14 protein-coding genes and 1 other RNA gene are annotated in these 15,467 nt (G+C 43.0%); all 15 read right to left on the bottom strand.

Going from position 1 to position 15,467, the window contains the following annotated elements:
• A partial coding sequence (locus L693_RS28120; RefSeq protein ID WP_197029940.1) for a ParB/Srx family N-terminal domain-containing protein occupies positions 1-815 on the bottom strand: 815 nt, incomplete at its 3' end.
• An 11-nt stretch (positions 816-826) separates the two neighbouring features.
• Positions 827-1,654: a DNA adenine methylase gene (locus tag L693_RS0114355; protein ID WP_231503652.1), complete on the bottom strand. Its 828-nt coding sequence runs from the start codon at positions 1,652-1,654 to the stop codon at positions 827-829.
• A 624-nt stretch (positions 1,655-2,278) separates the two neighbouring features.
• Positions 2,279-3,226: a DUF3800 domain-containing protein gene (locus L693_RS0114350; RefSeq protein ID WP_025717849.1), complete on the bottom strand. Its 948-nt coding sequence runs from the start codon at positions 3,224-3,226 to the stop codon at positions 2,279-2,281.
• A 416-nt stretch (positions 3,227-3,642) separates the two neighbouring features.
• Positions 3,643-3,924, bottom strand: coding sequence for a hypothetical protein (locus L693_RS0114345; protein ID WP_025717848.1), 282 nt, complete (start codon positions 3,922-3,924; stop codon positions 3,643-3,645).
• A 27-nt stretch (positions 3,925-3,951) separates the two neighbouring features.
• Positions 3,952-4,398 carry a hypothetical protein gene (locus L693_RS0114340; RefSeq protein ID WP_025717847.1) on the bottom strand — a complete coding sequence of 149 codons (447 nt, stop codon included), beginning with the start codon at positions 4,396-4,398 and terminating at the stop codon, positions 3,952-3,954.
• Positions 4,399-4,402: 4 nt separating this feature from the next.
• Positions 4,403-4,921, bottom strand: coding sequence for a hypothetical protein (locus L693_RS0114335; protein WP_155983831.1), 519 nt, complete (start codon positions 4,919-4,921; stop codon positions 4,403-4,405).
• A 257-nt stretch (positions 4,922-5,178) separates the two neighbouring features.
• Positions 5,179-5,379, bottom strand: coding sequence for a hypothetical protein (locus tag L693_RS0114330; RefSeq protein WP_025717845.1), 201 nt, complete (start codon positions 5,377-5,379; stop codon positions 5,179-5,181).
• Between the two features lie 336 nt (positions 5,380-5,715).
• Positions 5,716-6,080: a transfer-messenger RNA gene (ssrA, locus tag L693_RS29300) on the bottom strand.
• A gap of 252 nt (positions 6,081-6,332) precedes the next feature.
• Positions 6,333-6,812, bottom strand: coding sequence for an SsrA-binding protein SmpB (gene smpB / locus L693_RS0114325; RefSeq protein ID WP_007428162.1), 480 nt, complete (start codon positions 6,810-6,812; stop codon positions 6,333-6,335).
• Between the two features lie 272 nt (positions 6,813-7,084).
• Positions 7,085-9,688, bottom strand: a complete 2,604-nt coding sequence (gene rnr, locus L693_RS0114320; protein ID WP_025717844.1) for a ribonuclease R — start codon at positions 9,686-9,688, stop codon at positions 7,085-7,087.
• Between the two features lie 186 nt (positions 9,689-9,874).
• Positions 9,875-10,108, bottom strand: a complete 234-nt coding sequence (gene secG / locus L693_RS0114315; protein WP_025717843.1) for a preprotein translocase subunit SecG — start codon at positions 10,106-10,108, stop codon at positions 9,875-9,877.
• 360 nt (positions 10,109-10,468) lie between these two features.
• On the bottom strand, positions 10,469-11,755 hold the full coding sequence (eno, locus tag L693_RS0114310; RefSeq protein WP_025717842.1) for a phosphopyruvate hydratase: 1,287 nt from the start codon (positions 11,753-11,755) through the stop codon (positions 10,469-10,471).
• 63 nt (positions 11,756-11,818) lie between these two features.
• Complete coding sequence (gene gpmI, locus L693_RS0114305) at positions 11,819-13,363, bottom strand: 2,3-bisphosphoglycerate-independent phosphoglycerate mutase (RefSeq protein WP_025717841.1); 1,545 nt, start codon at positions 13,361-13,363, stop codon at positions 11,819-11,821.
• A 1-nt stretch (position 13,364) separates the two neighbouring features.
• Positions 13,365-14,117 (bottom strand): triose-phosphate isomerase, encoded by a 753-nt coding sequence (tpiA, locus tag L693_RS0114300; protein ID WP_013368819.1) that lies wholly within the window; start codon positions 14,115-14,117, stop codon positions 13,365-13,367.
• Between the two features lie 58 nt (positions 14,118-14,175).
• Complete coding sequence (locus L693_RS0114295) at positions 14,176-15,357, bottom strand: phosphoglycerate kinase (protein ID WP_025717840.1); 1,182 nt, start codon at positions 15,355-15,357, stop codon at positions 14,176-14,178.
• Between the last annotated feature and the right edge of the window lie 110 nt (positions 15,358-15,467).

Here is a 15,467-nt window from a genome sequence, read left to right as displayed (position 1 = left end):
GCTGATGGCGGTGCCCCTACCGATGGCGTCACTCCTACTGGATTTTCTAATGCTTCATTATCCAACACTTTCATCTTAAACTTCTCATACTCACTACCAAGTTCATTAAGTTTTACAAGATATCTTGAATAAGGCTTTTTCGGCGGCTTATTTTCTATTAATTTTGAATATACATTCCTAATAGTTGCTTCATCCTCAAAATCCCAATCAGCACTTATTTTAAATATCCTTTTTAGAGCAACGTTATTAAATATAGTCTCCAAATCGGTGTATGGGATTTTCTTAAAATCTTTCTTGTGGAATAAATTACAAATCTGACTAACCCTAAGGGCTCGTGGATAAGCTGGGACTTTATTCATATTATTAAGTGCGTAGTCCCTTTGATAAGCATCCCAATCAATCTGACCCTTACCCCCTTGCTCCCCACTGTGCTCAATTTCAATTAAGCGAAGTGCTTCATCTCGATTAGTGACGTACACAAATACTTTTGTATCCAGTGAAACGTTTATATGATTCTCTATTCCTTCAACCCTTTTATCTCCTTTAGCCAAAAGCTTCAAAACAGAGATTCTCCTGTTTCCGTCAAAAACAATGTAAGAATTCATATCCTCATTTCTAACAACAATAGGTTGACGATGGGAGTTCAAACCAAACTCTGCAACATCGGTAGCTAAAGCTAGCATCTTGCTTTTTCCTTCAACTTCAAAAAGAATATCAATTGCTTCATCTTCACTCTCTGACATCTCTATTGCCGCTCTTGGGTTATCATGCCAAACTATCAAATTTCTCAAGGGAACATCCATTCTAATTCCCATTAATAATCCCCCTAAACAAGAACATTTTTATAAAACATATATTCGCCAGATTTTTTTTTAGTTTGAACACTGTAATTTAAGGATAAAACCTCGCAGTTAATATGTTTGTAAAATTCAAAAATACTATCACATATATCATACGTTATAATGAACGGAATTCTTTCCAGATAAATATCTATAGTTTCTGATAACGTTTGATGATCCTCATGGGTGAAGAAATTGATATACAGGTCTTTTCCTTTATGATAATAAGGTGGATCAATAAACCAGAAGCTTTCTTCTTTATTTGTATTTCTGATAAATTCATTAGCATCTACATTGGAAATCTCAATATTATTTCTATACTGATTAATTTGACGTATAAATTGAACTAGTCTTTCTTTATTATACCTGCAATCAATTTTATATTTGCCTTGCTGATTAAGTCCACCTATAGGTCCGGCTTTAAGTATTCCCGAACGATTAGTTCTGTTTAGAAAAAAAGTTGAGAAACCAAGGTCAAACAATTCGGCGTCTTCTTTATTTATCTGCACATTTTTTTGTATGTGCCACTCATTAATGCTAACTTCTGTCTCTTCTATTCGCCTAATAAAGTCTTCAGTCCAATTTAATATACTATACCAAAAAGCATAGATTGAACGATCATAATCATTAATGGATACATTCGCAACATAACCATCCTTCAGTAATTTCAGAGCGACTCCCGCCCCTCCAGCAAAAGGCTCTATATAATTCGAACCAATTAAATCGTTTCTATACATTAACTCTACTACATAGTCATACATCTGCCCTTTACCACCAGGATATCTCAAAGGCGAGAGTGCTCTCCCCATGTCCATCAGTCCAATCACATTAAAAGTCTTTGCAATTTATAAAATTTATAACAGTTCATTTTTCATATTTAAATGATACTATCACATCGGCAATTTTAACCACTCATACGAAATTCCCACACTGAAATTCCCCTATCCTAAATCCATGAGGTTCAGCCGACAACCTGATAAGTCCTGTTTACAGCATTTCCACACATACACATGTTCTCACATTGCCCAAAGTCTGTAAAGAGAGTTGTCGGCTGAACTCATTACTACTGATCTACATTACTGATACTATCGCCTTATAGAATAACTCATTCTTCTGAATTCACACGGTCAAAACAATGACTTCATTCCCACTAAATTAACAGTTTCAACACTGAAGCAATTCTAGGTTTCTATTGATTTTGTCTCTCGCCAAGTCGACCCGTATCTATGAGCCATGATGCTGGATACAAACTTTGGACGACCGCTTCAAAGATGAATCCTTATACCTGGGCGGCAAACGTAGGGAACGATCATCCGCAACTGTTCTGCCTTGCCAACTAGCTTTAAAACGGCTGAAATTATGGTTTTAACAGCACTTTGTATAGGTACATCGTGAAAATCAAAGCTGTTTATCAGAAGCACGCCCAATACACCCGCCATCTACTGCATCAATGAATAATTCCTGCCTCTGCCCTCAACTTCATCCTTGTACCCCAGCAACATACGTGCCAACGTATTAGGATATTCCATCAGCTTACGGTATTCCTTTGCAGGTAGATCAGGATTTTTCAACATGATCGCCTGAAGCTTGGCCATTTCAGAAACATCATAACGAGCCTTATATACCATGAATTGAGACACATAATTGCCCACAGACAGTTCGGTCAAATTCTCATTGCCATTCCATGAATATAGCTTGATTTGTTTTATAAACCGATCTACGTTGTTACCTTCGGATAAAAAGCGATACACCAAGTCACTCTTAATCAAAGTCGTGTTTGAATTCCCCGTATAGCTTTGTTCCATCAGAAATACTACAATGCCCATAAATGTATCAATAATTTGCAAAGGGATCGACTCATGTGATTCTTCCGACTCAACAGATGCAATTTTGTACCTTTTGCTCCGATATACAGAATGAGCATTCATCTGCTCTTTGATTTTTGAATGCAGGCCAAGTGCATCGTACTCATCGTTGCGGTCAATCTTGATGTTAACATCCACCTGACCCTGCAAATGACGTGTCACTCCATAGAACAATCTTTCAGGAATTTTGATATAGAATAGATTTCGTAGCTCCATCATGGTTAAATTAAGCTGTTCAGCTACGCTAAGAGCCTCTTCATTATTGACAATAAAAATATTGATATTCACATCCTGATTGATGATATAATGAAGAACCTTGAAGTATTTTTTTAAGTATTGGTCATGATTGTATTCCCTAAAATGCAATTCGCTCTTGGTATTCAGTTCTTCATACATGCGTTGTATCGTCTGCGTTATGTCTGCCATTGTCTGTTCAGCGCCACCATATGCACCGTAGTATGAATTTGCTTTTCCAGACTGATCAATTTTATTTGCTTCATCGAAATAGATATTATAGATCATTGTACACATCCCAAATAACCAAAATGATAACGTATGGCTTGACTTTCATCCACATACATAATATCATGATTATACAGAAATAATACGGATGAGTGCAGTCTTCTCCGCTTCGTTAGCTAGAGCTGACTATACTCAATAAAAACCCTTCTCCGCTTCGTTAGCAGAGTTGGGTTTTTTCATTCTATATCATAGATGTGTAACTGAGTACTTAAAAAAATAAGAATTAATTTACAAATCCACTCCTAAGCACATTACCCTCAAAAATACACAGTAAATATTACAAAATCCAGCCATAAGAAACAGTTCAACTTTTGTTTAGAAGTCACAAAGCAATCTCTAAATTTGTATTTAATAATTCTGCAACTGTTCAATATCCACTCTCATTATTGTTACATTAACATTTTTTATAATTCCCTTTACATGTCGACTTCTGTGCTTTCATTATCCTCACTTGGAGAATTTCCTTCCATGACTCCAATTACATGATCTAGCCATTCATTAAATCGCTTCTTAGCGGTACAAGAGTGTCTATGCGGTCTTCTAGCATATGCAAGATAATCATGGAAAGAAAGGTATCTATATCTGGAAGAAGCTTTTTGAGAAAATGTATTTCCAAGGTTACATCCCTGCTCCATTAAAATCACTAATTCCTCAAATTCATTTACATCGAGAAGATGCCATTCAATTAAGGAGCCCATATCATACAAACCCTCATCACGCAGCCTTTATTCTATTCTCTCATACACAATTTTAACACCTGATAATGAACCTTGAGTGACTATTACACCGTGGATTTTTTTAACTTTTTTAAAATCATTCGACACACTTTCAATTGGAGTCCCTATAAACCTCTGAAGATGAGCATATATTTTTTTAGCAGGCTCAATAATCAATTGAGAGATATTCTTTTCAAACGAGTCAATATTGCCAGCTACAAGAGTAGCCTGCATGTTCAATCTTTTAGCTTTATAATCGAATACAATCAAATCATTTCTATACTCAATAAAACCATCGGGCGATAGCAAATTATTTTTCGCAAACTTATATTGAAATTCAGGAATATACCTAGCCATTTTTAGTGATGGCTCTGCATTAACTGGTGAATCGTGGCAATATAATTCAAATATGCGACCTATAAATATTCTAAACTTATTTGCCACCTCTGGGCTCAAACCATCAATAATTCTCCAATATAGACCATCCCATATATTTACAAGTAGGAAACTGACTATCTAGCGGATAAAAGATTCGCCCTTGGCGTATAATTGGCTTCTTTCTAAAATAATTAAAATCCCATCTATGAAGGGTCGATTCTTCAAAATTCTCTCTAAATTCTTCTATTGAGATTGTCGTCATTTGAAATAAATTTCGAACTTCATTCGTCTCTATGCCAAGATACTGTACATACTTGTTAACATCATTCACCATTTTATTTGTCCATATAAAATCTCTGACACTGCCACTTGGATAAAATGATGCATTAATAGCAGTCATAAAGTATAAATAAGTTCTGATGTTAACTCCTGTATTTTCATAAAATAATTCTGCAATATCTACATACTCTTTTGTTTGAAATCTGTCCTTTTGAGAAGCAATATTTAAATAACATTCAATGCTTCTTCGTACAGTGTGCAGATAATTAACATTTCGATTGAAGTTTCCATTTTGCACACTTTCAAGTTCAATGACTTTCATGTCTGTAGAAATATGATAAAAGCTAGAGAGCATAGCGGAAAAGTAGAAACAATGCATGAATGACTGGGTTTATTTATTTCAGGATCATCATTATAGGTTACCTCATCTGCATGTACAAACAACCATTTAACTGCATTTAATAGCATTTGCCATTATTAAAAATCACATTAAGTCGGCTATATTGTAATATTCGTTCGATATAATCTTTATGTAATCCGTGTTCCAAACATCGTATGATGACTTCTTTTAAGACAGTATCAGTATTCTCCATGTGAAACGAAAGCTATCAGCCGGGAGATAGCAGGTAACAGGTTTCCAATGCTTGCTTTTTTAAAGTGAGCAATTATTTCTGCCTCGGATAGAGAATATTGCATCATCTCATTGTAATCAGCAGATACCATTAAATTTATACCTGTAGCAGAGACAATTATTCGTCTTTTCTTCTTACTGTGTGCCAAATAATCACCTCTTAAGTGACGTATTCAATAAGCATTATTAATTACAGATAATTATATATTATAACCTGTATTTAACTAGTGGGATACGCTGTCTCCTCTTCGCCTGTGGCGAACGGAAGAAAATAAGCAGGATGGCCTTAAGAGAAGTTGGTGACGGGGCGTTGCTAGGGTGACATTAAAACTGCTACGTACAGAGGTACCGCCATGTATCATCAGAAATATGTCGTATTCGACGTCAAAGTAGCCCAAAGACCTAGAGCCGAAGCGGTTTACCCCACCCCTTCGAGTACGAACAAGCAAAAAAGCGACCGATTAAGGTCGCTTTTTTGATACTACATATGGAGGCGAGGGGAGTCGAACCCCTGTCCGAAGATAACGACACATAAGCTTCTACGGGTGTAGTCACAGTTTTGATGTCACCCGAGTATCGCCCCGTAACCGGCTATACGTTGGGTCAGCCTGATTGTCTTCTTCAGCTCACCGCAGGCGGAGATGAGACAGCGTATCCCACTATTTGTTAGCCCCTATCCCTGTCACATGGGCGATGCAGAGTAGAAGCACGCTCACAGGTTATTAAGCTGCGAAAGCGTAGTTGTTTTGTTGTTTGCCGTTTAATAGGCTTTAGCGTTGATGAAGCGGACGCGTCCCCACTACCCGCTACCCATGCTCGAACTATCCCCGTCGAATCCATAAACGCCCCCTTGTTATAAAAAGGGCTCCACGGATAAATCCGGAAATACCGGAGCATAAGCATGCATAATATCGGAAGCTGAATTCTGAGATTCAACAGTCGAACAAATTGAAATACATTAAAACTTACTACTTCGTTAGTATAACATATAACATGTCATAACGAAACGGAATGAAGCCATTTCAGCTCGATAAAATAGCACCATTACAGGAACATGTAACTTATCCACGTAATTTGTACCATACACATCATTACAGCAACCCTATCTCGCAATTTTTTGCTTCTCCCGCAAAGCACGTTGAATATCACGCTGTGCATCGCGTTTGGCAGCCGTTTCCCGCTTGTCATACTGCTTTTTACCTCTACCCAATCCAAGCAGCAGTTTGGCATAGCCATTGCGTACGTAAATCTTCAGCGGTACGATCGTGTAGCCTTCCTGTTTGGACAGACCGATAAGCTTGCGAATCTGCTCTTTATGCAACAGCAGCTTACGCGTGCGCGTAGGATCGGTCGGATTGTTACGATTACCTTGCTCAAAAGGGCTGATATGCATATTGTGAATATGAATTTCGCCATTACGGATCGTAGCAAAGGCATCACTGATATTGGAGCGGCCATTCCGCAGAGACTTAATTTCCGTTCCCGTTAACACCATGCCCGCCTCGTAGGTGTCCTCAATAAAATAGTCATGGGAAGCTTTTTTGTTCTGGGCGAGCACTTTCCCGTCTGCCTTCTTACCCATGAATACCACTCCTTATAAATAACTTAATTCAAATATAAATCCAGGCACAAGAATCCAGCTACAAAGAGCTACCTATAAATATATTGTAACAAATTTCAGATGATAAAAGCAAGAAAGGTCAAGCCTTCTACATTTCTAACTTACACGTATCACACTAAAAGCAAACGGTTTCCATCCATTACTACAGACAGAAACCGCCTTTATACTTAAGCCCCATCAGCTCATTTACTGGCACGAAAACTCCAGCCTTCTAACGAGTATGTTATATCAACTTACTTTTTCTTTTTCCTCACAAATCCAGCGGTGCTATTGCCGCCACCGCCGCTCTTATTTTTCCGCTTGCGACGCGTGCCGCCGTCACCGCCTGGTCTTGCATCACTCCCAGGTGTAGCTGCGCCACCGATAAAAATACCACTGGCAGACGTCTTCTTCCGCCGCTTGCTTGCGCCCGTTGCTGGCGAAGTGTATCCGCCCTTGCCACTGCCAAAGCCAAAGCTGCCCGCCGAACTGGCTCCGCCACCGTTTCCACCACCACGGCCTGTGCGACCTGCAGTGCTGATACTTCCGTTGCCGGCCTCTTTAGGCTTCCCAGCCGTTTCACGACCGCCCTTACGCTCTCTGCCAGTCTTGTCCTTGCCGCCCTTGCGGTCACGTCCTTCGCGGCCTTTACCACGCCCCTCGCCACGTGCAAAACCACTGCCTTGGCCCGATCCGCCCGTCCGCTCACGGCGTTGACGCGGCTTCATATCGACAAGCTCAAAATCAATCGTGTAATCCTCCATGTTGACGCGGGCAACACGAACCTTGACCTCATCCCCGATGCGAAATACCTTGGAGGTGCGTTCACCGATTAACGCCATATGCTGCTCATCAAAATGGTAATAGTCGTCCGTAAGCGCACTCAAGCGCGTCAGACCCTCCACCGTATTGTCTAACTCGATGAACATACCAAAGCTGGTTACGCTGCTGATGATGCCCTCGAACTCCTCGCCAACCTTGTCCAGCATGTATTCAGCCTTTTTCATTTGCTCTGTGTCGCGTTCTGCATCCACAGCCACACGCTCACGCTCAGAGGATTGCTGCGCAATATCAGGCATGCGTGCAGTCAGATATTCTTGACGCTCAGCTGGCAAAGCCCCGCCATTTTCCAATACCTCACGAATAACACGGTGAATCACCAAATCAGGGTAACGACGAATTGGCGATGTAAAATGAGAATAATACTCCGCTGCCAGTCCAAAATGTCCTGTCGATTCCGCATCATACTTTGCTTGCTTCATCGAACGCAGCATCATGGTACTAAGCACCGTCTGCTCCTTCGTGCCCTCGATATCTTCCAGCAATGTTTGCAGCGCACGCGGATGAATGGAATTCCCGCGGCCTTTGATCTGATGTCCAAAATTAGCCGCAAACGCCATGAAATTTTGCAGTTTCTCCGGGTCCGGGTCCTCATGAATCCGGTATAAGAATGGTACCTTGAGCCAATGAAAATGCTCGGCCACAGTTTCATTGGCTGCCAGCATAAACTCCTCGATAATTTGCTCGGCGATCGTACGATCTCTTTTAACGATATCGACAGCTTTACCTTCGTCATTTACAATAACTTTCGCTTCATCAAAATCAAAATCAACCGCACCCCGGCGCATCCGGTTAGCACGCAGCTTCAATGCCAGCTCCTTCATCGTGCGGAATACCTCTACCAGATCCTTGTACCGTTCCATCAGTTCAGCATCTTCCTCTTCAAGGATCTTGCGAACGTTGGTATATGTCATTCGTTCCTTCGTTTTAATCACACTGGTGAAAATATCATGCTTTACAACCTTCATATGCTCGTTGAATTCCATTTCACAGGACAAAGTCAAACGATCCACCTGCGGATTCAAAGAACAAATGCCGTTTGAAAGCCGGTGTGGAAGCATAGGAATGACGCGGTCAACCAAATACACGCTACAACCGCGACTATAGGCCTCCTGATCCAGCTTGGAGTTCTCTCGCACATAATACCCTACATCGGCAATATGAACGCCCAGGCGGTAGTTCCCGTTCGGCAGACGCTCTACATTGACCGCATCATCCAGGTCCTTGGCATCCTCGCCATCAATCGTAACAATGATCTTATCACGCAGATCGCGACGACCCTGACGTACAATTTCTTCTTCCGTAATCGCGTCTGGAGCCTGATCCGCTTCCGCTGTCACTTCGTCGGGAAAAGCCTCTGGAAGCTGATGCTTGCGAATCACTGACAAAATATCGACGCCTGGATCATCCTTGTGACCCAGAACTTCCAGCACTTCACCTTCCGCCGCCGCCCGTCCTTCCGGGTAGCTCACAATACGCACAACGACCTTTTGCCCGTTTACAGCTCCATTGAAGCTATCCTTTGGAATAAAAATATCCCGGTTAATGCGTTTATCGTCCGGTAAAACAAAACCGTATGCTTCGTGGCTCTGAAACACGCCCAACACTTGAAGCACAGCGCGCTTCACGATCCGCACGACTTCGCCTTCCAATCGGCCACCCGCAGGTCCCTTCGACGTCACTCTTACCAGTACCGTGTCTCCATTCATCGCGCTCTTTAAGTCGTTAGCGTGAATGTATACATCCGGGTGCTCCCGGTCCTCCGGAATGAGAAAAGCAAAGCCCTTGGCATGAGCCTGCAAACGCCCACGCTGCAAATCCATTCGTTCCGGCACGCCATAACGGTTTGTGCGGGTCAGCAGAATTTTCCCGTCTTCCTCCAATGCGTTCAAGAGCTTAAGGAATTCGCGAAAATCGTCTGCATCCTTAATGTCAAAATGCTGCTCCAACTCCTGGTATGTCATAGGCTTGTATGCGGTCTCGCGCATAAAATCAAGTAGTTGTTGCTCTGTTATCATAATTTTGTCCACCTCGGGCGACCTTTAATTTTCAGTAATAATCCGCATGTTCCTTGTTCCTGTTACAAGGCTCTTATATACTCATACCCTAGTATACACGAATTTAATCGACGGCATCCCTGCTTGCCTAAAATCCAAAAAAGCCTCCGTTTCCCGTGAAACGAAGGCTTAAGGTATTTATTTATCTTATTTTGCAAAAAATGCAACCAGCACGGCAATAATCATAAAACACGCACCCAAAACGGCAGTTACGCGTTGCAAAATCAAATCCATACCGCGAGCTTTTGTCTTGCCGAACAGATGCTCAGCACCGCCAGAGATGGCACCGGACAAACCTGCACTCTTCCCCTTTTGCAGTAAAACAACCGCAATAACAGCAATCGAGAACACTACGAGCAGCACTTTCAAAAAGATTTCCATGAAAAATCCCACCTCCTGAGCTTATACATCTGTTTTGCAAAACAACACAGCCTCTTTTATGAAAACATGTCCATATCATGTTACGAATAGCCGGAAATTAACGCAAAACACTACTTTCATTCTACCACAGCTTCCAGTAGATAACAACCAGCTTTGCCGATTGGCTCGCACCAAGTCTTTGCAAGGATACATCTATATGCTTATATGCTGATCTGCACTATGCATACACACAAATGACAAAAACAGACCTGCTCACAGTAGCGAGCAGATCTGTTTAATCATTGCGTCTAGCTTCGAGCGTCCAAGCTTCGTTATCTTAAACCACGAAGCTTAGAACAGCTTTAGCATCTTATCGCAATATTATTTTTTCAGGTTGTAGAAAGATTTCAGGCCGTGGTATTGAGCCAGTTCACCCAGCTGGTCCTCAATGCGGAGCAATTGGTTGTACTTCGCAATACGGTCAGTACGGGAAGGAGCACCTGTTTTGATTTGGCCTGCATTTGTTGCAACAGCGATATCAGCGATTGTGCTGTCTTCGGATTCACCGGAACGGTGAGAGATTACAGCTGTGTATCCTGCACGTTTAGCCAATTCGATAGCGTCGAATGTTTCAGTCAGCGTACCGATTTGGTTTACTTTGATCAGGATGGAGTTACCGATGTTTTCTTCGATACCTTTAGCCAGACGTTCTGTGTTCGTTACGAACAGGTCGTCACCAACCAATTGGATTTTTCCACCCAGTTTCTCAGTGAGCAATTTCCAACCTTCCCAGTCATCTTCGGAGCAACCATCTTCGATTGTGATGATTGGGTATTTATCAACCCAAGAAGCAAGCAGGTCAACGAACTCAGCAGAAGTGAAGGATTTGCCTTCGCCTTCCAGTGTGTATTTTCCATCTTTGTAGAACTCAGTAGAAGCAACGTCCATACCGAGGAATACGTCAACGCCTGGTTTGTAACCAGCTTTTTCGATGGCTTCGATAATAGTGGACAGAGCTTCTTCGTTGGATTTGAAGTTAGGAGCAAAACCGCCTTCATCGCCAACAGCTGTGTTCAAGCCTTTAGAGTTCAGTACGGATTTCAGGTTGTGGAAGATTTCCGCACCAATACGCAGAGCTTCTTTGAAAGTAGGAGCGCCTACAGGCAGAACCATGAACTCTTGAACGTCAACGTTGTTGTCGGCATGAGCGCCACCGTTAACGATGTTCATCATTGGTACTGGCAATTGTTTAGCATTGAATCCGCCCAGGTATGTGTACAATGGCAGGCCCAGAGCTTCAGCAGCAGCGCGAGCTACAGCCATGGATACAGCCAGAATGGCATTTGCACCCAGTTTGCCTTTGTTTGGCGTACCATCCAATTTGATCATCAATGTGTCGATTTCTACTTGGTTTATAGCGTCCATACCGATTACTTCAGGAGCGATGATTTCGTTCACGTTTTTAACGGCTTGAAGAACGCCTTTACCCAGGTAACGGGATTTGTCGTTATCGCGAAGCTCTACAGCTTCGTGAGCACCAGTAGAGGCACCGGAAGGAACGATGGCACTACCGATAGCACCGGATTCCAGATATACTTCAACTTCAACAGTAGGGTTACCACGGGAGTCGAGGACTTCGCGAGCGTACACGTCAGAAATAATAGTCATTTGTACTTAATCTCCTTTGTGAATCATAATTTATTGGTCAAGCCTATACTTATTAAATCAAGCTTACTTGCGGGATGCAATCATAGATTTTCCTGTCATTTCCGCAGGTTGCGGAAGTTGCATTAAATCCAGAAGCGTTGGAGCTACGTCAGCCAGAATTCCATGCTCACGCAAAACGATATTTTCATCAGTCAAAATGAACGGAACCGGATTCGTTGTATGAGCTGTGAACGGACGTCCCTGCTCATCAATTTCCATATCGGCGTTGCCATGGTCGGCAATGATAACAACCACACCGCCTTTGGCTTTAACTGCATCAACAACACGTCCAACACATTCATCCGTCGTTTCTACCGCCTTAATGGTCGGCTCCAGCATGCCGGAGTGTCCAACCATATCCGGATTGGCAAAGTTCAGGATGATTGCGTCATGCTTGTCAGCTTCGATTTCCTTCACTGCAGCATCCGCAACCTCGTACGCACTCATTTCAGGCTTCAGGTCGTACGTAGCTACTTTAGGCGAGTTGATCAAAACACGGGTTTCGCCAGGCAGCTCGACATCGCGTCCGCCACTGAAAAAGAAAGTAACGTGCGGATACTTTTCCGTCTCAGCAATACGCAATTGCTTTTTGTTGTTTTGTACCAGCACTTCGCCAAACGTATTATCCAGGTTTTTCGGTTCATAGGCTACAAAGCCTCCAACCGTTTCACTGAACAAGGTCAAGCAAACAAAGTGCAGATCCTTAGGCCATTTCGGCCCACGGTCAAAACCACGGAAATCCTCATTGGTAAATACTTGAGACAATTGGATCGCACGGTCAGGACGGAAATTCAGGAAAACAACAGAGTCATTACTCTCAACCAGCCCTACAGGACTTCCGTCGGCCTTCACAATAACGGTTGGCTCCACAAATTCATCGAACACTGATTTTTCATACGATTCCTTTAATGCTTCCAGTGGGTCAGTATATTGAGGACCTTCTCCGTATACTATTGCACGGTAGGACTTCTCTACACGTTCCCAACGTTTGTCGCGGTCCATTGCATAATAGCGTCCTTGTACGGTCGCAATTTGGCCAATGCCCACTTCCTGAATTTTAGCGATCAGCTGTTGCATGAAGCCGACGCCGCTGTCAGGCATAACGTCGCGTCCATCCATGAAAGCATGAATGTACACTTCTGTTAATCCTTCTTTTTTCGCCAGATCCAGCATAGCGAACAGATGGCTGATATGGCTATGCACGCCGCCATCGGACAGAAGTCCGTACAGGTGAAGCTTGGTGTTGTTCTTCTTAGCGTGCTGAACTGCTTTAACCAATGTTTCGTTATCGAAGAATTCACCCTCACGAATGGACTTCGAAATACGAGTCAAGTCTTGATATACAATGCGGCCTGCGCCGATATTCAAGTGACCTACTTCGGAGTTGCCCATTTGGCCTTCCGGCAGACCCACCGCTTCACCAGAAGCAGTCAGTGTTGCATGAGGATACTGTTTTAAATACCGGTCGTAATTCGGTTTGTTGGCCTGTGCAACCGCGTTGCCTTCCACTTTGTCGCGCAGTCCGAATCCGTCCATAATAATTAAAGCTACCGGTTTTGGTGCTGTCATCTTACTTCGCCCCCTCAACAAGCGCGATGTACGACGCCGGTTGAAGACTGGCACCGCCAACAAGCGCGCCGTCGATATCGCTTTGACCCAGGTACTCAGTAACATTTTCAGGTTTTACACTGCCACCGTACTGAATACGTACAGCACTTGCTGTATTTTCATCATACAGTTCTTTAATCAGACTGCGGATGTAGGAGATCACTTCATTCGCATCCTGCGAAGTTGAGGATTTTCCTGTTCCGATTGCCCAGATTGGCTCATAAGCAACAACCACTTGTGCAGCCTGATCCTTAGCCAAGCCAGCGAAAGCTGCTACAGTTTGCACCTTTACAACCTCTTTGGTTTGACCTGCTTCACGGTCTTCCAGCTTTTCGCCTACACATACGATCGGAGTCAGACCGTGGCGGAATGCCGCATGAACCTTTTTGTTTACCGTTTCGTCTGTTTCGTTGAAATATTCACGACGCTCGGAGTGTCCGATCACAACGTAGTCTACGCCCAGGTCTTTCAGCATACCGCCGCTGATTTCACCTGTAAATGCGCCATCTTCTGCAAAGTGCAGGTTTTGTGCGCCGATTTTAATAGATGTGCCTTTTACTGCTTCAACCAGAGCAGGAAGATTAGTAAATGGAGCACAAATAACGCTTTCCACTCCTGCAACCTCTGCTTTACCTTTGATCTCTTCGATGAAGGTTTTAGCTTCTGGCACGGTTTTAAACATCTTCCAGTTACCCGCGATAATCGGTGTTCTCAATGGTTTCAACTCCTAACTATTAGGTGCCCTAAAGCTATATTATGCGCTAAGCGTTTGATTACTTATCGTTAAGTGCAACAACACCCGGAAGTGCTTTGCCTTCCATAAATTCCAAAGATGCGCCGCCGCCAGTGGAAATGTGGTCCATTTTGTCAGCCAGATGGAATTTCTCAGCCGCAGCTGCAGAATCGCCGCCACCAATGATGGTGTATGCTTCCGTTGTTGCGCAAGCTTCCGCTACTTCACGAGTACCGCCAGCGAAAGGTTCGATTTCAAATACACCCATTGGTCCATTCCAAACAACCAATTTGGAGTTTTTGATTACATCTGCATAGATTTTACGAGATTTTGGTCCGATATCCACGCCTTCCCAATCTGCAGGAATACCGTCGATGTCCACAATGTTTGTGTTCGCTGTAGCGCTGAAATCGTCAGAAATAACAACATCTACTGGAAGATAGAAGTTTTTGCCGAGCTTCTTCGCTTTTTCGATAAATCCAAGAGCTACGTCCAGTTTGGACTCATCCAACAGGGATTGACCCACTTCATGACCTTGAGCTTTAAAAAATGTATAAGCCAAGCCGCCGCCAATAATTACGTTATCTGCAATGTTCAGCAGGTTGTCGATCACGTCGATTTTGTCTTTTACTTTGGAACCGCCGATAATGGCTGTAAAAGGACGGTCTGGGTTTGAAAGAGCTTTACCGATTACAGACAGTTCTTTCTCCATCAGCAAGCCGGAAACAGCCGGAAGAAGATGCGCGATACCTTCTGTGGAAGCATGAGCACGGTGTGCTGCGCCAAAAGCGTCATTTACGAAAATGTCAGCCAGCTCAGCAAATTGCTTTGCCAGTTCAGGATCATTTTTCTCTTCTCCTGGATAGAAGCGTACATTTTCAAGCAACAGCACGTCACCGTTTTGCAGTTCAGCCACTTTTGCTTTAACAGCCTCACCAACTGCTTCGTCCACTTTAACAACAGGCTTTTTGAGCAGCTCAGACAAACGCACGCCAGCAGGAGTCAGACGCATGGATTCAACGACCTGACCTTTTGGACGTCCAAAGTGACTCGCCAGGATAACTTTTGCACCTTTTTCAATCAGGTAGTTAATTGTTGGCAAGGTTTCACGAATACGCTTGTCATCCGTAATTTTACCGTCCTCAACCGGAACGTTAAAATCTACACGAACAAACACCCGTTTTCCATTCAGTTCTATATCACGTACGCTCTTTTTGTTCATCTCCATATTCCTCCGCACCCTTTTAATTTTACGAAACAGGAATTTAAGGCACATTTTGATATATAAAGAGCGGAAACAATAACTGCTGTTTCCGCTCTATGATGTTGCTC

This window comes from Paenibacillus sp. 1-18, from assembly GCF_000520755.1.
GTDB classification, from domain to species: Bacteria; Bacillota; Bacilli; order Paenibacillales; family Paenibacillaceae; genus Paenibacillus; species Paenibacillus brasilensis.
The sequence above is the reverse complement of the archived record's forward strand: the minus strand, read 5'-3'. Positions and strand labels throughout refer to the sequence as shown.

Bases quoted from the DNA above. Each gene is read 5' to 3' on its own strand.
- secG (WP_025717843.1), bottom strand. From the start codon at position 10,108: ATGGAAATCTTTTTGAAAGTGCTGCTCGTAGTGTTCTCGATTGCTGTT.
- gpmI (WP_025717841.1), bottom strand. From the start codon at position 13,363: ATGACAGCACCAAAACCGGTAGCTTTAATTATTATGGACGGATTCGGA.
- eno (WP_025717842.1), bottom strand. From the start codon at position 11,755: ATGACTATTATTTCTGACGTGTACGCTCGCGAAGTCCTCGACTCCCGT.
- L693_RS0114345 (WP_025717848.1), bottom strand. From the start codon at position 3,924: ATGGGCTCCTTAATTGAATGGCATCTTCTCGATGTAAATGAATTTGAG.
- smpB (WP_007428162.1), bottom strand. From the start codon at position 6,812: ATGGGTAAGAAGGCAGACGGGAAAGTGCTCGCCCAGAACAAAAAAGCT.
- L693_RS0114295 (WP_025717840.1), bottom strand. From the start codon at position 15,357: ATGAACAAAAAGAGCGTACGTGATATAGAACTGAATGGAAAACGGGTG.
- L693_RS0114335 (WP_155983831.1), bottom strand. From the start codon at position 4,921: ATGAAAGTCATTGAACTTGAAAGTGTGCAAAATGGAAACTTCAATCGA.
- L693_RS0114350 (WP_025717849.1), bottom strand. From the start codon at position 3,226: ATGATCTATAATATCTATTTCGATGAAGCAAATAAAATTGATCAGTCT.
- rnr (WP_025717844.1), bottom strand. From the start codon at position 9,688: ATGATAACAGAGCAACAACTACTTGATTTTATGCGCGAGACCGCATAC.
- L693_RS0114355 (WP_231503652.1), bottom strand. From the start codon at position 1,654: ATGGACATGGGGAGAGCACTCTCGCCTTTGAGATATCCTGGTGGTAAA.